The organism is Streptomyces sp. NBC_01451 (genome assembly GCF_036227485.1).
In the GTDB taxonomy this organism is placed as follows: domain Bacteria; phylum Actinomycetota; class Actinomycetes; order Streptomycetales; family Streptomycetaceae; genus Streptomyces.
This window is the reverse complement of the sequence record NZ_CP109479.1, coordinates 10,077,072-10,092,976: the sequence shown is the minus strand read 5'-3', so window position 1 is coordinate 10,092,976 and position 15,905 is coordinate 10,077,072. Positions and strand designations below refer to the sequence as shown.

The 15,905-nt window shown below is 68.3% G+C and carries 18 protein-coding genes and 3 pseudogenes; 9 read left to right on the top strand and 12 right to left on the bottom strand.

All coding sequences use genetic code 11. The features are described 5' to 3' along the window. Positions 1-16 precede the first annotated feature (16 nt). Entirely contained in the window at positions 17-805 is a 789-nt protein-coding gene (locus OG595_RS44435; protein WP_329282474.1) for a WD40 repeat domain-containing protein, read from the top strand. A 384-nt stretch (positions 806-1,189) separates the two neighbouring features. Then, a pseudogene (locus OG595_RS44430) lies at positions 1,190-1,648 on the top strand (amino acid ABC transporter ATP-binding protein); the annotation flags it as partial. Positions 1,649-1,732: 84 nt separating this feature from the next. Here the strand turns inward: OG595_RS44430 and OG595_RS44425 are convergent. From OG595_RS44425 to OG595_RS44415, 3 genes and pseudogenes are all read right to left on the bottom strand, one after another. Then, positions 1,733-2,575 carry a hypothetical protein gene (locus OG595_RS44425; protein WP_329282472.1) on the bottom strand — a complete coding sequence of 281 codons (843 nt, stop codon included), beginning with the start codon at positions 2,573-2,575 and terminating at the stop codon, positions 1,733-1,735. Next, on the bottom strand, positions 2,572-3,060 hold the full coding sequence (locus OG595_RS44420) for a SigE family RNA polymerase sigma factor (protein WP_329282470.1): 489 nt from the start codon (positions 3,058-3,060) through the stop codon (positions 2,572-2,574). Before OG595_RS44420 ends, OG595_RS44425 begins: the two co-directional genes overlap by 4 nt. A gap of 136 nt (positions 3,061-3,196) precedes the next feature. Continuing rightward, positions 3,197-3,394 (bottom strand): annotated as a pseudogene (locus tag OG595_RS44415) (SAM-dependent methyltransferase); the annotation flags it as partial. Here OG595_RS44415 and OG595_RS44410 point away from each other — a divergent pair. From OG595_RS44410 to OG595_RS45565, 3 genes are all read left to right on the top strand, one after another. Beyond that, positions 3,330-3,773 (top strand): GmrSD restriction endonuclease domain-containing protein, encoded by a 444-nt coding sequence (locus tag OG595_RS44410; protein ID WP_329283632.1) that lies wholly within the window; start codon positions 3,330-3,332, stop codon positions 3,771-3,773. The pseudogene OG595_RS44415 and the gene OG595_RS44410 sit on opposite strands and share 65 nt — an antisense overlap. 450 nt (positions 3,774-4,223) lie before the next feature. After that, positions 4,224-4,481: a DUF6083 domain-containing protein gene (locus tag OG595_RS45570; RefSeq protein ID WP_443073393.1), complete on the top strand. Its 258-nt coding sequence runs from the start codon at positions 4,224-4,226 to the stop codon at positions 4,479-4,481. A 3-nt stretch (positions 4,482-4,484) separates the two neighbouring features. After that, positions 4,485-4,610 carry a zinc finger domain-containing protein gene (locus tag OG595_RS45565; RefSeq protein WP_443073392.1) on the top strand — a complete coding sequence of 42 codons (126 nt, stop codon included), beginning with the start codon at positions 4,485-4,487 and terminating at the stop codon, positions 4,608-4,610. 235 nt (positions 4,611-4,845) lie between these two features. Here the strand turns inward: OG595_RS45565 and OG595_RS44405 are convergent, their stop codons facing one another. The 3 genes from OG595_RS44405 to OG595_RS44395 all read right to left on the bottom strand — a co-directional run bounded on the left by OG595_RS44405 (position 4,846) and on the right by OG595_RS44395 (position 5,913). After that, on the bottom strand, positions 4,846-5,223 hold the full coding sequence (locus OG595_RS44405) for a PIN domain-containing protein (protein WP_329282467.1): 378 nt from the start codon (positions 5,221-5,223) through the stop codon (positions 4,846-4,848). Then, positions 5,220-5,483 (bottom strand): hypothetical protein, encoded by a 264-nt coding sequence (locus tag OG595_RS44400; protein ID WP_329282465.1) that lies wholly within the window; start codon positions 5,481-5,483, stop codon positions 5,220-5,222. The genes OG595_RS44405 and OG595_RS44400 overlap by 4 nt, the downstream gene beginning before the upstream one ends. Before the next feature lie 280 nt (positions 5,484-5,763). Next, positions 5,764-5,913 (bottom strand): hypothetical protein, encoded by a 150-nt coding sequence (locus OG595_RS44395; protein ID WP_329282464.1) that lies wholly within the window; start codon positions 5,911-5,913, stop codon positions 5,764-5,766. Between the two features lie 310 nt (positions 5,914-6,223). On the opposite strand from OG595_RS44395, the pseudogene OG595_RS44390 reads away from it, so the two are divergent. Continuing rightward, positions 6,224-7,713, top strand: a pseudogene (locus OG595_RS44390) (TOTE conflict system archaeo-eukaryotic primase domain-containing protein). A gap of 7 nt (positions 7,714-7,720) precedes the next feature. On the opposite strand, the gene OG595_RS44385 reads toward OG595_RS44390, so the two are convergent. The 3 genes from OG595_RS44385 to OG595_RS44375 form a co-directional block, all read right to left on the bottom strand. Then, on the bottom strand, positions 7,721-8,029 hold the full coding sequence (locus tag OG595_RS44385; RefSeq protein ID WP_329283669.1) for a hypothetical protein: 309 nt from the start codon (positions 8,027-8,029) through the stop codon (positions 7,721-7,723). A 219-nt stretch (positions 8,030-8,248) separates the two neighbouring features. Next, positions 8,249-10,003 (bottom strand): esterase, encoded by a 1,755-nt coding sequence (locus OG595_RS44380; RefSeq protein ID WP_329282459.1) that lies wholly within the window; start codon positions 10,001-10,003, stop codon positions 8,249-8,251. Between the two features lie 909 nt (positions 10,004-10,912). Beyond that, a complete protein-coding gene (locus OG595_RS44375) occupies positions 10,913-11,593 on the bottom strand; it encodes a pyridoxamine 5'-phosphate oxidase family protein (protein ID WP_329282457.1) in 681 nt (226 codons plus the stop codon). A gap of 507 nt (positions 11,594-12,100) precedes the next feature. On the opposite strand from OG595_RS44375, the gene OG595_RS44370 reads away from it, so the two are divergent. Then, complete coding sequence (locus tag OG595_RS44370) at positions 12,101-12,463, top strand: transposase (protein ID WP_329282455.1); 363 nt, start codon at positions 12,101-12,103, stop codon at positions 12,461-12,463. Between the two features lie 52 nt (positions 12,464-12,515). Here the strand turns inward: OG595_RS44370 and OG595_RS44365 are convergent, their stop codons facing one another. After that, positions 12,516-13,040: a DUF1877 domain-containing protein gene (locus tag OG595_RS44365; protein WP_329282454.1), complete on the bottom strand. Its 525-nt coding sequence runs from the start codon at positions 13,038-13,040 to the stop codon at positions 12,516-12,518. Positions 13,041-13,059: 19 nt separating this feature from the next. Between OG595_RS44365 and OG595_RS44360 the strand changes: the two genes are divergently transcribed. Continuing rightward, positions 13,060-13,668, top strand: a complete 609-nt coding sequence (locus tag OG595_RS44360; RefSeq protein WP_329282453.1) for a glycosyltransferase — start codon at positions 13,060-13,062, stop codon at positions 13,666-13,668. Positions 13,669-13,706: 38 nt separating this feature from the next. On the opposite strand, the gene OG595_RS44355 is transcribed toward OG595_RS44360, so the two are convergent. Both OG595_RS44355 and OG595_RS44350 read right to left on the bottom strand, forming a co-directional pair. Beyond that, positions 13,707-14,408: a DUF2071 domain-containing protein gene (locus tag OG595_RS44355; protein WP_329282451.1), complete on the bottom strand. Its 702-nt coding sequence runs from the start codon at positions 14,406-14,408 to the stop codon at positions 13,707-13,709. Between the two features lie 100 nt (positions 14,409-14,508). After that, complete coding sequence (locus tag OG595_RS44350; RefSeq protein WP_329282449.1) at positions 14,509-14,841, bottom strand: hypothetical protein; 333 nt, start codon at positions 14,839-14,841, stop codon at positions 14,509-14,511. 590 nt (positions 14,842-15,431) lie between these two features. Here OG595_RS44350 and OG595_RS44345 point away from each other — a divergent pair. Beyond that, positions 15,432-15,899 carry an SRPBCC family protein gene (locus tag OG595_RS44345; RefSeq protein WP_329282447.1) on the top strand — a complete coding sequence of 156 codons (468 nt, stop codon included), beginning with the start codon at positions 15,432-15,434 and terminating at the stop codon, positions 15,897-15,899. Positions 15,900-15,905: the final 6 nt, after the last annotated feature.

Here is a 15,905-nt window from a genome sequence, read left to right as displayed (position 1 = left end):
CCGGGCCAGGCTCGTCATGGCAGGTGCGATCGCCCTGGCGGTGGCGGTCACTATCGTCTCCGTGGTCCTCGCCAACACCGGCGGAAGCTCCGACTCGAACGACCTCGATCAGCCGGCTATGGGCGGCGCGATCACGCCCGCCAAGACGCTCAGCGCAGCCGGTACGCAGATCGAGTTCAGCTCCGACGGCAAGACGCTGGCCACGGACGACGGTCAGACCGTACGGCTGTGGAGCGGGGCCATGACGAAGCCCGCCGCCACGCTCAGCAAGCAGAGACTCAGGGGATTCAGCCCGGACGGGAAGATCGTCGCCAGCCAGGTCGGTACAGGGACGTCGGACGGCGTCGAGGTTCGCCTGCGGAACGTGGCCACGGGCAAGACCGTCGGCGTCCACGCCAACGGGGGCAACGTCGTCACGGCGTTCAGCCCAGACGGCAAGACCCTCGCCACGGCAAGCACGATCGTCGCCCAGGAGTCCGGCCGTGACGTGCCGGTGCAGGTCTGGAACGTCGCCGACGGCAAACTCCGCACCACCCTCACCGGCCACACCAACGGCGTCGAGAGCATGGCCTTCGCGCCCGACGGAACTCTGGTCACCGCGAGCACGGACCACACGGTGCGGCTGTGGAACGTGACCACGAAGAAAGCCACCAAGACCCTCGGCGGTGGCGACGACCTCTCCGTCTACGACATGGCCCTGAGCCCCGACGGCAAGGTGATCGCCACATGGGCCGGTGACAAGCAGCCGGTCCGCCTGTGGAACACGGCCACCGGCAAGCTCATCACCACTCGCAGCGCCCTCTAGCCCGGGGGCGTGTTCAGCCCCGACAGCAAGCTCTTCGCCTACGCGGACGCCACCGGCGTACAGCTGTGGGACCTCACTGCGGGAAAAGTTGCCAGGACCCTCGACGGTGTGGGTCCACTCCGGTTCGGCCCAGACAGTAAGACGCTAGCCGCGGGCACATGGCACACCCCCTCGATGGCGGTGCTGAGGAACGTGAGCACAGGTAAGGAATCGGCCGTCCTCCCGGTGCTGGGCGTGACCGACGCCCTGACGGACTTCGTGTGTTCAGTGAAGACGGCGGAACCCTCGCCACGGCCGACGCGAAGGACACGGTACGGCTGTGGAACATCTCCTCCAGCTCATGACCCCGCGAGCCCGATCTCGGCCCACACCATCCATCCGACGTTCCCGCACATGACGGCGCTGGAGAACGTCATGGAGGCCCCGGTCCAGGTCAAGGGCGTGGGCAAGGCACAGGCCCGTGAGCGTGCGGGCCAGCTCCTGGAGCGCGTGGGCCTGGCCGACAAGGCCGGCAACTACCCCTCGCAGCTCTCCGGCGGCCAGCAGCAGCGCGTCGCCATCGCCCGGGCCCTCGCGATGGACCCGAAGCTGATGCTGTTCGACGAGCCGACCTCGGCGCTGGACCCGGAGCTGGTCGGTGACGTCCTCGACGTCATGCGGGACCTGGCCGAGTCCGGTATGACGATGGTCGTCGTCACCCACGAGATGGGCTTCGCCCGCGAGGTGGGCGACAGCCTGGTCTTCATGGACGGCGGCGTGGTCGTCGAGTCCGGCAACCCGCGCGACGTCCTGACGAACCCGCAGCACGAGCGCACGCAGTCGTTCCTGTCGAAGGTGCTCTGACACCGGCAGAGACGGCAGCGGACACGCGCAGGGGGCGGTACGAGATCTTCGTACCGCCCCCTGCGTGCTGTTCCTACGCCTGCGCTACCGCTTGTCCTTCGGCAGCAGCTTCGGGTCGAGGGCCAGTTCGCGCAGCTGTTCCTTGTCCAGTGGCGGGGAGTCGAGGGGTTTGCCCAATGACTCACCGCCCGTGAAACCGAGCGCACTGTCGACCTGAAGGTAGCCGCCGCTCTTCAGGTAGAGCGTGGCGCTGAGGTACTTGCCCCACCGTTGGATCTTGTTCGTGTCGACGAGGACGTTGACCTGGTCCCAGCTCTCCCGGAACTCCAGGACGTTCCCGTTCGGCAGCCGTTCGAAGCTGCAGTTCCTCTCGGCGCCGTACAGCACGACGCGTTCCGCTGTGCTCCAGTTCTTCGCGGCGTCGGGCCGCCAGGTGCAGGGTTTCTTCCAGCCCGTGGACCGAGTCTTGCTGAACGCGCCCTCGACCCTCAGATATCCGACGCCCCCCTCCTTGTTGACCGCGTAGTCGCCCGCGTACGGCCCGCTCGCGCCGGCCTGCACATACTGCGGCGTCCAGAACAGGTCGCCGGGACGCAGCTCCACTTCACGGATCTCGCCCACGCCGTCCGGCAGCAGCTCCGCGAAGCGCGCCGCGTCCCGCGTGGCCTGGCCAACGGGCTGGGCCGTCCCCACGTTCGGCCCAGCCTCGTCGTACGTCAGCCACCCGGGCCCGGCCGCCACCCCCACCGTGACCCCGGCCGCCGCGACCGCCGTCGCCGCGCCCCACCGTCGCCGCCGCACCCGCGCCGCCCTCGCGAACACCGCCTCCGTACCATCCGCCGTCGGCACGGAGACCCCGCCCAGCGCCCGTCCGAGAAGCTCGCGCCCCTCCAGCCAGGTCTCGGCCTCGTCAATGTCGGTGCTCATACGTGCTCCTCCCGCACCGCGGCCCGCATCGCCGCGATTCCCCTGGCCGTGTGGCTCTTCACCGTGCTGACCCGCATGCCGAGCAGGTCCGCGGTGTCGTTGACGCTGAGGTCCTCCCAGTAGCGCAGCACCAGCACGGCCCGCTGCTTGGGCGCGAGCTTCGCCAGCGCCGCGCGTACCATCAGGCCCGTGTCGTTGTCCGCCGGCGCGGCGGCCGTCTCCGGCAGTTCGCCGTACGCGTGTTCGCGCCGCCAGAAGCGCCGGCGCCCCGCGATGAAGGTGTTGATCAGCGTCTGCCGGGCATAGGCCTCGAGGTTGTCCAGCCGCCCGTACCTGCGTCCTCCGAGGACGACCTTCACGAGCGTCGTCTGCACGAGATCCTCCGCCTCGTCACGGTTGCCGCAGAGCAGATAGGCGCTCCGGAACAGCGCCGTGCGTCTGCCCTCGACGAAGGCGTGCAGAGCCGCGTCCGCGCCCCGCATCATCCTTCCCCCCTCTCCCGGTCCCCTGGTCGAAGACCGTCTCACCCTCACCAGTGCGGTGGGAACCCGGGCAGGACGCGGCGCGCACGGAAAAGGCGGTACGGATTTCCCGTACCGCCGAACATTCCGCCCCTGTGGGCTACGTGAGCGCGCGCAGCAGTGAATCCGACGGCGAGCACCACCCCGGCCGTGCCTCCGCGAACCCCTTCTCGCGCAGCACGCGCGCGTGCCACCCGGCGGAGGGCATGTCGCCGTCGGCGTGCTCGCCGTAGATCTCGAAGCGGCGGGCGGTCGGGCCGGCGAGGGCGGAGTCCTGCGCGACGAGCCGCCACCACTCGGGTGAGCAACAGTCCCCGTACGACGACACCTACTTCGACCAGGCCCGCGCCCTCGACATCGGCCACCTGGTCCCGCTGACCGGATCCTGGGACTCCGGAGCCTGCACCCGGACCACCGCCGAGCGCCAGGCCTACGCCAACGACCGCGGAGATACCCGCGCCCTGATCGCGGTCTCCGCCACCAGCCGGTCCAAGTCCGACCAGGACCCCGCCATCTGGCAGCCCCCGGCAGCTGGCTACCGCTGCACCTACGCCACCGGCTGGATCGCCATCCAAACGCGCTGGCGCCTTACCGTCGACCCCGCCGAGCAGACCGCGCTCACCGACATCCTCAACGGATGCCCGAACACGCCCGTTGCGGTCACCCGCGCTCGCTGACGCGGCACGCCCCGGTGTCGAGGCCAAGAGTTCCGTGCCCGCAGAACCCGTACCGGAGAAGGCGAACGGCCCGCCGTCTCGGGGGAAAACGGCGGGCCGCACTGACCGTCAGACTGCCACACCCGTTGGCGCAGCGCACGCCGGAACGGTGAAAGCGAAACCGCCCAAAATACTGACGCCGGGAAACGAACAGGGCCCGTCCGGCGTACGGACGGGCCCCATGCATCGAGCGCCGGGCAGGCCTTGCACCTGCATTTCCCCGCAGGAAGCGGGACGTCTTTCCTTGGACCACCAACGCACAACCAGCCACCCCGAGTTACGGCGACCAGCTCAAGATCAAGTCTAGCGCATGCGGCCGACCCTTTGTGGTCCAACTTCCCTCCGTCCTCGAGAGACCCGCTCGCCACCTGGCCGGTGCTTGCCTGAGGGAAGAGGCGCAGGCCATCACTCATCACGGGCTCGAAGGGGAACGGCGCCCTGCTCGATCTCGAAATCCGTGAAGCCCCTACTCACCTGGTACCCGTAGGTCTTCGCTGGCGCGTGACCGGCAACGGTATCCCCATCAACCTCGGCCGAGCTGATCCGACCGATACCGTGCGTGTCGCGCACCGCGACGTCTGTGCAGCCCGTCCCCGTCACGACGTATCCAGGCTCCTGGCTCACTGGCGTACCACTGCTGGCCTTGCGGCCGCCCAGGCCGAACTGTAGGCCCTGCAGCCAGACGCCTCTCATCTGCGCAGCAGCCCCAGCAGGATGGAGGTGCGCAACGTCGCCTGCCCCCGGTGCGGCGCCGTAGCCGGTAGGCCTTGTCGCGATCCCGCCGGCGCCTCGCGGTAGGTCAATCACCGAGAGCCCGTCGCCGCCTTTCACACCCACCGCTACCGCAGCACGCCCGGCCCGAGGATCGGCGGGCGGAGACGACTGCAGCCGCCCCGCGAACAGAGGTCCGTACCGTTTCCCTTCCCGCGCTGCTCTGCTCCCGCCCAGACACCATGCACCTGCGCCAGGGGCAGGGAACGCACAGTCCACCACTTCGAGCGCGTCACCGTGTTCAACGCTTCAGCAACGCCTGTCAGGGATTCATGGGGTTCAGCGGGCTGACTCCGGTCCCGGCGTACAGCTCGGGGTCCAGGGACAGCAGCGTTGCGTCGACTCCGGTCTGCTCAGCCACGACAACCGAGGAAGCCGAATGGAGGATCCGCCAGTCCGCCTGCCGCCAGGCGACCGCTGTCAGGGCATGGGCGTGTGTGAAGTCGGCAACCGTGGTGAAGCGACGGTTGAGGATATCCCGGCCGGATCCGGGCCTGGCGCGCTCGGCGACCACGGCGGACAGGGCGGGAATCACTATCTCGGCATAGCCGTAACTGGCTTCGACGTACAAGCCGTTGAGGAACTCGTCGCCTTCGGCGAGCGCCTGGATGCAGGTGTGGTCGAGCAGAACGCGGATCACGCGGCGTGGTGCTCCTGTCCGAGGTTCTGCAGGAAGGTGCGAGCCCGAGCCCGGGCGTCTTCGGAGACAGTCACACCGGTGGCCTGCCGGACCTCTTCCAGTGCCTGCTGTGCGCGGTGTTCCTTCTCTTCCTCGGTCAGCTCACGCGTGACCAGCTCCGCCAGGAGCTCGTTCATGGTGGTGCCGCGTTCGCTAGCCAGGGTCTTCAGACGGTCGCGCACGTCCTTGGTGGTCTTGATGCTGGTGTCCTGGTCTCCCATAGAACCTACTCTACCGCCAGTAGAGCGGCTGAGCCCCGGCGGATCCTCACGAGGCACAGGCCGTGCTCGTCAGCCGGTAGGAACGACCGGCTGGCGGGGCGTTCTGCCCCGGCGACCACAGAGACAGGGTCAGCGAATCCCCGCGGGTACACGGCGTCGCGTGTGGGACTTGGGTTGCCCCACCGCCCTGCTGGTGGGCTCGCATTCGTCAATGAGACTCCGCCAATCCTGATTCCGTAGTTCAGTGAGCGATTCTGTCGGGGATCTTGGTTTGCCTTGATCACTGCCCTTGGCGCCACCAGCGGGGGCTGGGCAGCTCGTGGGCGTCGAGGTACTGCTGGAACGCCGTCGGCGGTCGAGGCCGGTAAGCGGAGTCGTCTGGTTCCTGGGTGCTGAGACGCTCGATGTTGACAGCGATCGCGGTCAGCACGTGCTGGAAGTGGATGGCCCTGCGGATCGGCGCGTCTCACTCGTCGCTGGTCCTGCATGCCCGACAACTTTCCTCGTAGAGCCGTCATCGGTCGATGCCTCCGGCGCCCACGTGGACCAGAAGACCGAAGGACACGAGAACGGAAATGTTGTGATCGGCTGCGGTCCGGTCAGGATTTTTGGATCAGTGCCCCGTGGATGACTGGTCCGGGTGGGACGACCCCGCCGAGTTACGGATCCGGCTCGACGTCGCACTCGAGCAGATCGCCGAGCTCACGGAGGAGAACCGGCGGCTCCGGGAACGCCTCGGAATGCCAGCACCCGACACCGTGCCCGAGCGGCCCGAGGCGGTGGAAAGGCAAGCACCGCCCACGTTGCCCAAGATGCCGTCCGGCAGTGGCCTGCCCTACGCGGACGCGGCCTCCGACCCGCAGGCCAAGGTCGCCCTGTTCCGAGCACTGTTCGTCGGCCGCGTGGATGTTTACGCGAACCGGTGGGTGAGCGCGAAGAACGGCCGGACCGGATGGAGCCCGGCCGAAGAGAACCCCTGGGGCAAGGCCAAGTCGGAAGCTGAGCGGGTGTTCTTCCCGCTCACCGACCAGGTGATCTTCCGGCACCTGAGTCCGCCCGAGCCGGGACGACGCGAGCTGCATGTGGGCCTGTACCCGATGTTCCCCGACGACACGACCCAGTTGCTGGCCTGCGGCTTCGACGACAAGGACTGGCAAAGCGACGCCGCCGCCTACGTGGCGGCCGCACAGAAGCCGGAGTCCCCGCCTTGGCGAAGGTCTCCCGCTCCGGGACTGGCGCACACGTGTGGACCTTCTTCACCTCGCCGGTACCGGCCGGCCTGGCCCGCGCACTGGGCATGGCCTTGCTGCGGCGCGCGATCGACGCCCGCGACGGGATGTCCCTGGCCAGTTACGACCGGCTCTTCCCCGCACAGGACTTCCTTCCCACAAGCTCCAAGGGCGGGGCCCGGTTCGGGAATCTGATCGCGCTGCCGCTGCACGGGGTCTCCCGCACCGCGAGCACCACACTCTTCTGCGACCCTGCCACCTGGACATCGTACGAGGACCAGTTCGCCTACCTGTCGCGCACCGAACGCCTCACGCCTGGGCAGGTACAGGAGTTGGTGGAAGCGTTGGGCCCGCTACAGGCCGGCCTCAGTCCGACCACGCCGGTGCTGCCGGCCCGGCCGCGCCGCAGCGCGCTGGGCAAGGCCCCCAAGACGGTCAGGGCCAAGGCAGGAGCGAGGCTCCGCATCTCCACCACCGGACTGCCGCCGCAACTGATCGCGGCGCTCAAGCACGCCGCGTCTTTCCACAACCCCGAGTTCTACCGACGCCAGAACCAGCGGTTCTCCACCTTCAACACCCCACGCCTGGTCTGCTGCTTCGACGCCACCGACCCGAAGTGGATCGCCCCGCCCCGAGGGCTGCGCGACGAAGCCGCCAGCCTGATCACCGCCGCCGACGGCACCTTGAAAGTCACCGGCACCTTCCCCGACCGGGCCCCGATCGGTGCCCGGTTCACCGGCGAACTCACCGCCGTACAGGCACAGGCCGTCGAAGCGATGACCGCCCACCCCACCGGAGTCCTGGTCGCCCACCTGATCGGGCAAAAGCAGCCCGGCCCCTACGACACCGCCGTCACCCTCCTGAAAGACCTCCGCGAGGTCCACAAACGGGCGGGCACCCCCGAGGAGTTCGCCCGGCGCCGCCACGACCTGCGCGAACAGCACCGCGCCAAGTCCTCGCTGATGCGACGCCTCACCAACGCCGGCCTGACCGCCCGCTGAGGCGCACTCAGATCTGGCCGCGTGAACCCTCGGTCAGGAGGCGGAAGGCGGCGAGAGCGGTAGGGCGGCCGGTGGAGCAGCGGTGCATGAGGGCCAGCACCCGGACGTCGCGGCGCGGGTCGAGGCCGAATTTCCGCGGGATCCGCCTGGCCACCTCGTCGGCGTTAAGACCGGCCGCGTTGTCGGTGTCGTCCTCCACGAAGACGAAGAAGTCGGGCAGGCCGTCTGTCAGCGGGGGCAGGCCCTGGCCGGCCTCACCCTGCCCTGCCACAACGGCCGCACCGAAGGCGTCAACACCCGCGCCAAGAGGATCCATGAGACAGATGCATGGACATGCCGGATTCGACCTTCTCCGGCATCGCATCCTCCTGCCCTGACGGACACCCAGCGCTACCACCGACTACGGGCCAGAGCCGCTCGTTTGACAGACTCAGTCTGGCAGTACAAGAGCTTGTGCTGCCGGGAGTTCCTCCGGTTCGGTGCCGGGTGCCTGACCGAGGCTTGTGGTCAGGCACCCGACTGTTCGAACTGACGCTCACTTCTTGACGACGGACTCCACCCAGTTGATGAAGTTCGTCGTCGAGTCACCGGTGCGCTCTGCCTCTGTGTGCCCTTGGCCCCACACGGTGGCGAAGTCGACGTCGCGGACGCCGTAGTTCCGCAGAGCCAGCGCGACGTTGATCTCGGTGGTGCTGGCCGTGTCACCCTGCATGATGCCGGTGCGGATACGCCAATGCCGCGCCACCTGCGACCGTCGGTAGCCGGCGAAGGCGGGTGAGAGGAAGTACAGCGGGTTGTAGGCGTCGCCCCGCCAGGCCATGTCCTTGCCGACGCTGTCCTTCTGAGCGAAGTCGCTGTCATAGGCCGAGGCGCCGTAGGCCGAGTTCCAGTCGGAGTACGTGGCGTACGTCGCCTCGTTCGCCTTGACGACGTCACGCGTCAGCGGTGCGAAGTGCGACGGAGCGTTGAGCCCCATCGCGAAGACGGTGTTCTCGCCCTGCCCGCGCGAGTACCCGTCGAACGCGCCGACCGGCTTGTTCCCAGTCTTCTGGCTGTTGACGAAGCCTTCGAGGCCGGACACCGTAGCGGTGTTGGTCGTGGAGTCGTAAGTGACCCAGGCACTGTCGGTGTTGAGGTAGGCGATGTAGTCGGCGACCGTCTCGTAGGTGGTCGAGGACCCTGTCGAGCCCGATCCGGGCGGGCCGCCCATCGTCGTGACGGTGTACGGGAAGGTGGTGTCGGCCAGGAAGTTGTTGAGCGAGGTGGTGATCACCCCGATCAGGTGGTCGTAGTAGCTGCCGGCCAGGTAGACGCCGCTGCTGGACTCGGCCAGCTTCAAGCGCCTGCCGTGCTCGTCGCGCAGACCCAGGCGGTTGAGGTACTTGGGCCAGGCTTTCGCCAGGTCCGTCGAGTAGGCGCTGGTCCAGGTCCCGGACGCGCGGGTGCCGGTCGAGGCGAACTGGCCCATGTTCCACTCGTAGGAGAGGTTGGCCTCGTGCAGGTTGGTGATCGGGCACCAGGCCATGACGCCGGCGACCGCGTCGCTGAGGGACCGGCCCTTGGCGTCCTCCATTGCCGCGCCGATCGTGCGCAGGTATGGGTAGTAAAGGGGGCTGTCACCGGACGTGCCGGCCACGGTGTCCTGGGCACCGCCGCCGCTCATGCCGAACAGGACGATGTCGTCCGTGCTGCCGGGCAGGACGCTCCGGTTGTACCGGAGGAACCGGACAGCGGCCTTGAGGTCGGTCACGCCCCAGGGGGCGGCGTCGGAGCGGGTGCTGGTCGAGCTGTCTTTGCCGCGCAGGCCCGGCCACACGTAGATGAGGCCGGCCTTGAGGTATTTCGACACGCTGCTGTAGTTGTACGACGTAGCTGGTTTCTGCGCGGCGTAGCCGGGGGTGTTGACCGGGATCACGATCGGCGCCGTGCGTCCCGAGTACGCGCCGACGGTGCCCTTCCGGTTGACCGTCGCGGTGTAGGTGGTCCCGTCGCTGTTCGCGGTGGCCGTCAGATAGGCGCCCGGCACGTAGATCGACAGGTTTTCGTAGTCAGTCGCAGCCGGGTTCGCCACGTACATCTTCCCTGTCTGGTAGTACACGTCATTGGTCGAGTCGTACGACCAGGCGGCGGAATCGAACTCCAGCGAGTACGCCGAGGACGTGCTGGACGAGCTACTCGACGACGAGGTACTGGCGAAGGCCGAGCCCGACGCGCCCTCGGCGACTCCGAACGCCGCCAGGGCCGCGACGCCCGTGGCGCTCCGGATAACTGTTCTGCGGTTGATGTCCATCCGTAGACCTCCTCATAAAGCGGGTTACGTGGTCACACCCCGGCGCTACCCCGGGCAAGCCAGGCTGTGCGGCACACGCGAGTTCCAGACTGTAGGTCGGCACTGTGAAATGAGACCAGAACTGTTAACAATTTTGATGATAGTTACGTTAGAAAGAACAGAGCGCAAGAGACCAGCTCAGTACGTCACATGAAGGCACACCGCCAAGGCGCGCCCGGAATGCCGTCGATGGCATCGAACAACGGGGGGAGTCACTTCGTGACACTCCTACATGATCAACATCACTGCATTGGGAGCCCCCGCATCCGTTGCCGGGCCTGTCCTGGAAGGAAAGATCCACCGGTTTGGGCCGGGAATGGTGCATCCGGTCCGAGCGCGCGTAACAGTCATGGTCGCTGCGGACGTGCATGGTGGTGTCCGTCCTACGATGCGATCAGCTCTCCCGCCCCTGGTCCGGGGGCGGTGTGAGGGCGTATCCCGCAGCAGAGCGAGCCTGCGGCATCACCAGCGCCGGGCTCGTCTTCCACTCCCGCGGAAGCCGCCGCCAGCCCGGACCGTCCCTCGGGGCAACGATGCCGGAGCACGCCTGGCACGGTTGCCAGGAGGGAGTGCTTCAGTGGCCGGACAGGGGACGCCACGCTCACGGGCACGCGGCCGCCGCCTCGGGCGGCGGCCGCCGCCCGTTGCGCATCGCTTCCCGGCAGCGGCTGATCCACGGATCCGGCACAGGGCAATCCGCCCCCAGGTGTTCGGGCTGACAGCCGCCGACCTGGAGACCCTGGCCGAAGGGGATCAGGTCGTGCTGGGCGACGCGGGACAGGAACGGCCGACGTTTCCTTGAGGATGCGGGATTCGTTGCCAGTTCATGGAAGCGAAGGAGAACAAAAGTCGGGCCGTGCTGCCGGAGGCCTACTGGCTGATGGACGATGCACAGCTGCGGTGCCGTCCGGGATGTCCGGGGTGCGCTGCCCGCCCGAACCTGTCTGCTAGAGACCTGTCGGCGGGCCGGGGTATGGCCGTGCGGACCGTGATGGTCGCCCTGTCGGCGCTGGTGGTGCTGGCCGCGCTGGGAGCCTCGCTGTCGGCAACCGGCTGACTGACCCCCGTGGTCGCGTCCTTCCCGCGCCTCACCGCGCGGGCGGGAGGAAGGACATGCTGCGGAGTGTGGTCAGGGGCCCAGGCAGTAGCCGAGGACGATCTCGGCCGTGATCTGGACGACATGGTCAATGGCGACGTCGTCCAGGAAATGAGCAGCTGCTGGTAGCGGGCGACGTCCAGAGGATCGGTGACCATGCGGGCCCGGCTGGTGACCGTCACGCTCCAGCCGGTGCGGGCCTCAAGATCGATCTGGTCGGCTTCGTAGACCACCACCTCGGCCGGCGCCGGATCGCGCAGCAGCGCCGACCCGGTGTGCGTGCGGATGACGATGTGCCCGCCGTCGACGAGGTGGCTGGCCGGACGGATGACGGGCAGCGCCTGGTGGGAGAGACCGACCCGGCCCAGCGGGACACCGGCCAACAGCGCCAGGGAGTCCTCCCGGCCCAGCTCGGTCATCCTGGCCCGGGAGAAGTCCGCGAGAGGACGGGGCATGACAGGCTCCTGAGGACGTGAGGTTCCTGACGACCTGGAGGCCCGCCGCCCACTCGACGCACTTGCCGGCCGGGATGCCGAGCCGCTGGCCGCACGGCTGCGCGGCCACCCCGAGGTGGAGATCATCTGTCGTGACCGGGCCTACGCACGGTGCTCGTTCCGGAGCCCCGCAGGCACAACAGATCGCGGACGGCCGGCATCTCTGGCACAACACGGCGCTTCGCCCGCGCGCAGAGTCTCAACGAACTCCTGGTCAAGGCGGTCAACCGGAACTCGATTCTGGACGCCTGCAAGCCCTGCCTGCACCGACGGTGGAACGAGGGCTGCCGCGACATTCCCCAGCTCCACCGCGAACTACGCCAGCAGGGCTTCGGCAGCGACATCCAGTGCGTTCGCCGTTGCTTCCGCCCCTTCAAGAAGTCCCGTAGCCCCAGGTCGAGGCAGCCGCCAGCACCTCCTCCCGAACCGCGGCCGGCACCGAAGCCCCGCCGAATCGTGCGCTGGATCATGACGACCCCCGGGCACCTCGCCGACGTCGGCGCGGCAGAACTCAAAGAAATCAGGGCCGCCTGCCCACACCTCGACGCCGTCGCGCAGCACGTCCGCGACTTCGACGACATGATGCGTGATCTGCGGGGCGACCTGCTGCCCGCCTGGATGGACCGCGTCCAAGCCGACGACCTGCCCGCGCTGCACTCCCTTGTCGCGGGGCTCCGCCGCGACCAGGACGCCGTCGTCGCCGGCCTGTCCACTGGCTGGAGTTCCGGGCAGGTCGAAGACCAGGTGACAAGAGTCAAGCTGATCAAGCGGAAGGGCTACGGTCGCACCAACCTCGACCTGCTCCGCCGACGCATACTCGTCGCGGGCTGATCCTGCCCGTGCCCGTCTCACAGACCATCGACCAGTAGCCCACCTCGCGAAGTCAGTCCCACCATGAGACGACAGCAAGGCCCCGCTTCGAGGCTCCTGCATAGAACTCACGAAGAGCATCGAAATGGTCCATCAGATACGTTCTGGGCCCGTCGATGAGGCCTTCGGCTCCGTGGCCGATCAGCGCTCCTGCCTCACGGATGTCGAGCGGCACCACAGCCAGAACGGCCTGGAGGTCGATCTCCCCGAGCAGACCGGAGACTTGCCTGACTGCCAACGGTTCAAGGGCAGCCGGTGCAGGCCCGAAGGGCCCGATGGCATGAGGGTGAGCGTTGAGGAAACCGACATCCATCGCCAGGCCGCCGTCGGTGGCCTGCCTGAGCGCGGCGAGGTGCAATTCGCCGACTCCGGCGATCTCGCACGCACGATCCAACATGGCTGGGACCCAGTCGAGGTCAAGGCAGTCAGCTGTCGGCGGGTCCCACTGGTGATCACCATCGAAGGACTCCTCGGCGCGTGTCCGGCAGGCGGCGAGATACTCCGCAGAGACTCGGGCAAGCTGCTGGGTGACGGCCACGACAACCAGTATCCCGGGGGTGTCCACCCCTTTTTCGAGCACCCCGTTCGTCACAAGATCTTCGCCAGAGCCGAATAAGGCGATCGTCCACAGGGGCCTGCGCACCAGCGGTGGGCGGCTCGTCCTCGTCGCGCTCGGCACGTTCCTGTCCGCGCGTGGCGATGTCCTGCGCACCATCGTCACCGGTCTGCTGGAAGGAGTGCGGGACGTGTCTGTCGTAGTGGTGGCGGGCGAACGGACCTCGGCACTGGCCGATCTCGCGGGTGACCGGGTCGTGTTGGCGGGCTCGGTACCGCAGCGTGCGCTGCTCGACCACGTGGACGCCATGGTGCATCACGGCGGCAGCAATTCCTTCACCGAGTGCCTGTGGGCGGGTGTACCCGCGGTGGTACTGCCCTTCTCCAGCGACCAGTTCTCTGTGGCGCGGGACGCGGAGCGCTCGGGCGCCGGTGTGCTGCTCGACCCGAACACCCTGTCGCCGGCCGGTGTCCCCGCCGCTGTGAAAACAGCGTGGACCACCCTGGAACCACACGTCTCCGGCCTGGCCGCGTCGGTTCGACGGCGCGGTCCCCGGCGGGCAGCCGGTGAACTGCTGGCAGCCATGGGCCGTGGGACGTCGCGGAACTGATCCCGATGTCGTCGCACCGCCGCAGGCTCAGTGGCGGGTCAGAAGAGCGCTGAGCCGGAGCCGAGCAGGGGCACGGGGGGTCCGAAGCGCACCGGAACGCCAGGAGCGTACAGCACGCTGACGGGCTCCCCTTGCGGTTTCGACAGGCCCGCAGCCGGGATCAGGCCGTCCTCCCACCCCAGGAGGGCGCACTCGCGGAACGACCAGGAGGGGTGCGCGTTGGGCAGGTAGTAGGTACGGCCGAGGAACTGCTCATGCAACCCCCACCGCTGGGTGAGGAACTCCTCCAGAGGCCCGGCCGCCACGGGCCTGTCCCCCACGTCGATCCACACCCGTGACCCCGAACGGCCGCCACCGCGGCGCCTCGTGTTGTAGAGCAACCGGCTGTCGAACCACTTGCTGCTGATGCGGGACCATTGATAGGGCAGACCGAAAACCCATCGCGCCGTAAGCACCGGCAACAGTCGGTCGCAGTCGAGTGAACGGAACACGACACCGCGCCGCCCTGCGGCATCACGGCTGTACAGACGGACGTTGACCTCGCTGAAGCTCCCCAGGTACGGCAGCGCCGGCGTCCGGCCGAACGCGAGGTCGTCCATGCGGAAGAAAACCAGGCCGACATACGCGCGTCCCTCGTGAAGGTCGGGCACGGTGCCGGCCAGCAGCAGCCGGGCCACCTCGAACGGATCGGCAGCCCAGTGCAGGAACACCAGGTCCCGCCAGCTCTGCCGGAAGAGCACGCGCCGCACCGGACGGGGAGCCAGCCTTGTCAGCGCTTCCACGGGCCTGGGCCGGTGGGCCGACGCGCTGGGGCCGGGTCGTCTTCTCTCCATGCCTGCCCTACCGCCCCACTTCATGCGCCGCACCGGCACCGCGGCAAATCATTCTCGCCTCCGAGGACATCGCCTCCACGGCCTCCTGAACGGGAAGCCCCCTGGGCAGCGGCGACGCTTCGCCCACGACGGAGCGCGCAGCGAAACCGGTGTCTGTGTGAGGCAGGTTGATGTCAAGCACGGCCACACGCATGCGCCTGTGCGAGCGGCGGACCGCCGTCAGCCAGGTGGCCATCGCCGCTTTGTCGACAGCGTAGTCGGCCATCCCCAGGGGTGCCGCCTCGGCCACGGCGTCGTCGACCTCACCGTCCGAACCGAGGGCGGCGACACCTATGTGCACGACGACACCGTCCAGTCCGCCGGCGCCCAGCCGACGGTTTTCCCACAGGCGTCGAGGTCCCAGGCGCCCAAGGTACGGACGGGAGCGTTCGCGCAGGCCACCGAGACACCGGCAAGGACGTCGCTGTCGCGGCCGACGAGTGCAAGTACGGGCGCCCGGGATGTGCAGCCGGACGGCGAGGGCTCGACCGGTCTTGCCGGTGGCGCCGGGGATGAGGATCCGTGCGCCTCGTAGGTCCATGCCTCGCCTCCCGAATCCACTGCCGACCTGGTGCTACGTGTCTGGTTCGGCGGTAGACCGTCCGTCGGATGCAGCGTGTGGGGCCTGAGGGGGTCAGTTCAGTGCGGCGCCCGGAGACGCGGGCCCGCAGCGATGGAGGCGGGGGGGGTAGGAGATCGCCGCCCACGCGTGCCCGGCGAGACCGCGTCCCTCTCCATCCTGTCGGCGAGACCCGACGACCGATCCAGCTCGGGACAACGGATTCTGAACGATCGCGCACCGATGCATCCGCCGGCTGCGGCAGCACGGAAGGAGAAGATGTCGGGACCAGCGCGTGTTCCGGCGGCCGGATGTCGAAAACGGAGGCAGTTGTGATCGAAGTCGAGCGTGTCATGACACTGGACCATCCGTTGCGCAACGTGGTGGGCTTCCTCGCGGACTTCTCGAACGCCGAGCTGTGGGATCCGGGCACCATCACCTGCGACCGGGTCGGCACCGGAGGTCTGTCGGTGGGATCCGAGTGGCACAACGTCTCGGAGTTCCGGGGCCGCCGTACCGAGCTGCTCTACCGGCTGGCCCGCTTCGACACCGATCACCTGACCTTCGTGGGACGCAACAAGACCGCCACCTCGACCGACGACATGCGATTCGAGGAGCACGACGGCCGGACACGGCTGACCTACCGGGCGCACGTCGAATTCAACGGGCTGGCCCGGCTGGCCACTCCCCTGCTCAAGCGGGAGTTCGACCGGCTCGGGGACGAGGTGTCCGAGCGGTTGCCCCAGGCGGTTGACCGTGCCCTGCGCGTTCCGCCCTCAGGCACAGGCCACCCCCAGTGACCGGCG

Excerpts from the sequence above, each read along its gene's own strand:
- OG595_RS44435 (WP_329282474.1), top strand. The coding sequence starts at position 17 with ATGGCAGGTGCGATCGCCCTGGCGGTGGCGGTCACTATCGTCTCCGTG.
- OG595_RS44425 (WP_329282472.1), bottom strand. The coding sequence starts at position 2,575 with ATGAGCACCGACATTGACGAGGCCGAGACCTGGCTGGAGGGGCGCGAG.
- OG595_RS44420 (WP_329282470.1), bottom strand. The coding sequence starts at position 3,060 with ATGATGCGGGGCGCGGACGCGGCTCTGCACGCCTTCGTCGAGGGCAGA.
- OG595_RS44400 (WP_329282465.1), bottom strand. The coding sequence starts at position 5,483 with ATGGGAGACCAGGACACCAGCATCAAGACCACCAAGGACGTGCGCGAC.
- OG595_RS44385 (WP_329283669.1), bottom strand. The coding sequence starts at position 8,029 with ATGGATCCTCTTGGCGCGGGTGTTGACGCCTTCGGTGCGGCCGTTGTG.
- OG595_RS44380 (WP_329282459.1), bottom strand. The coding sequence starts at position 10,003 with ATGGACATCAACCGCAGAACAGTTATCCGGAGCGCCACGGGCGTCGCG.
- OG595_RS44375 (WP_329282457.1), bottom strand. The coding sequence starts at position 11,593 with ATGCCCCGTCCTCTCGCGGACTTCTCCCGGGCCAGGATGACCGAGCTG.
- OG595_RS44370 (WP_329282455.1), top strand. The coding sequence starts at position 12,101 with ATGACGACCCCCGGGCACCTCGCCGACGTCGGCGCGGCAGAACTCAAA.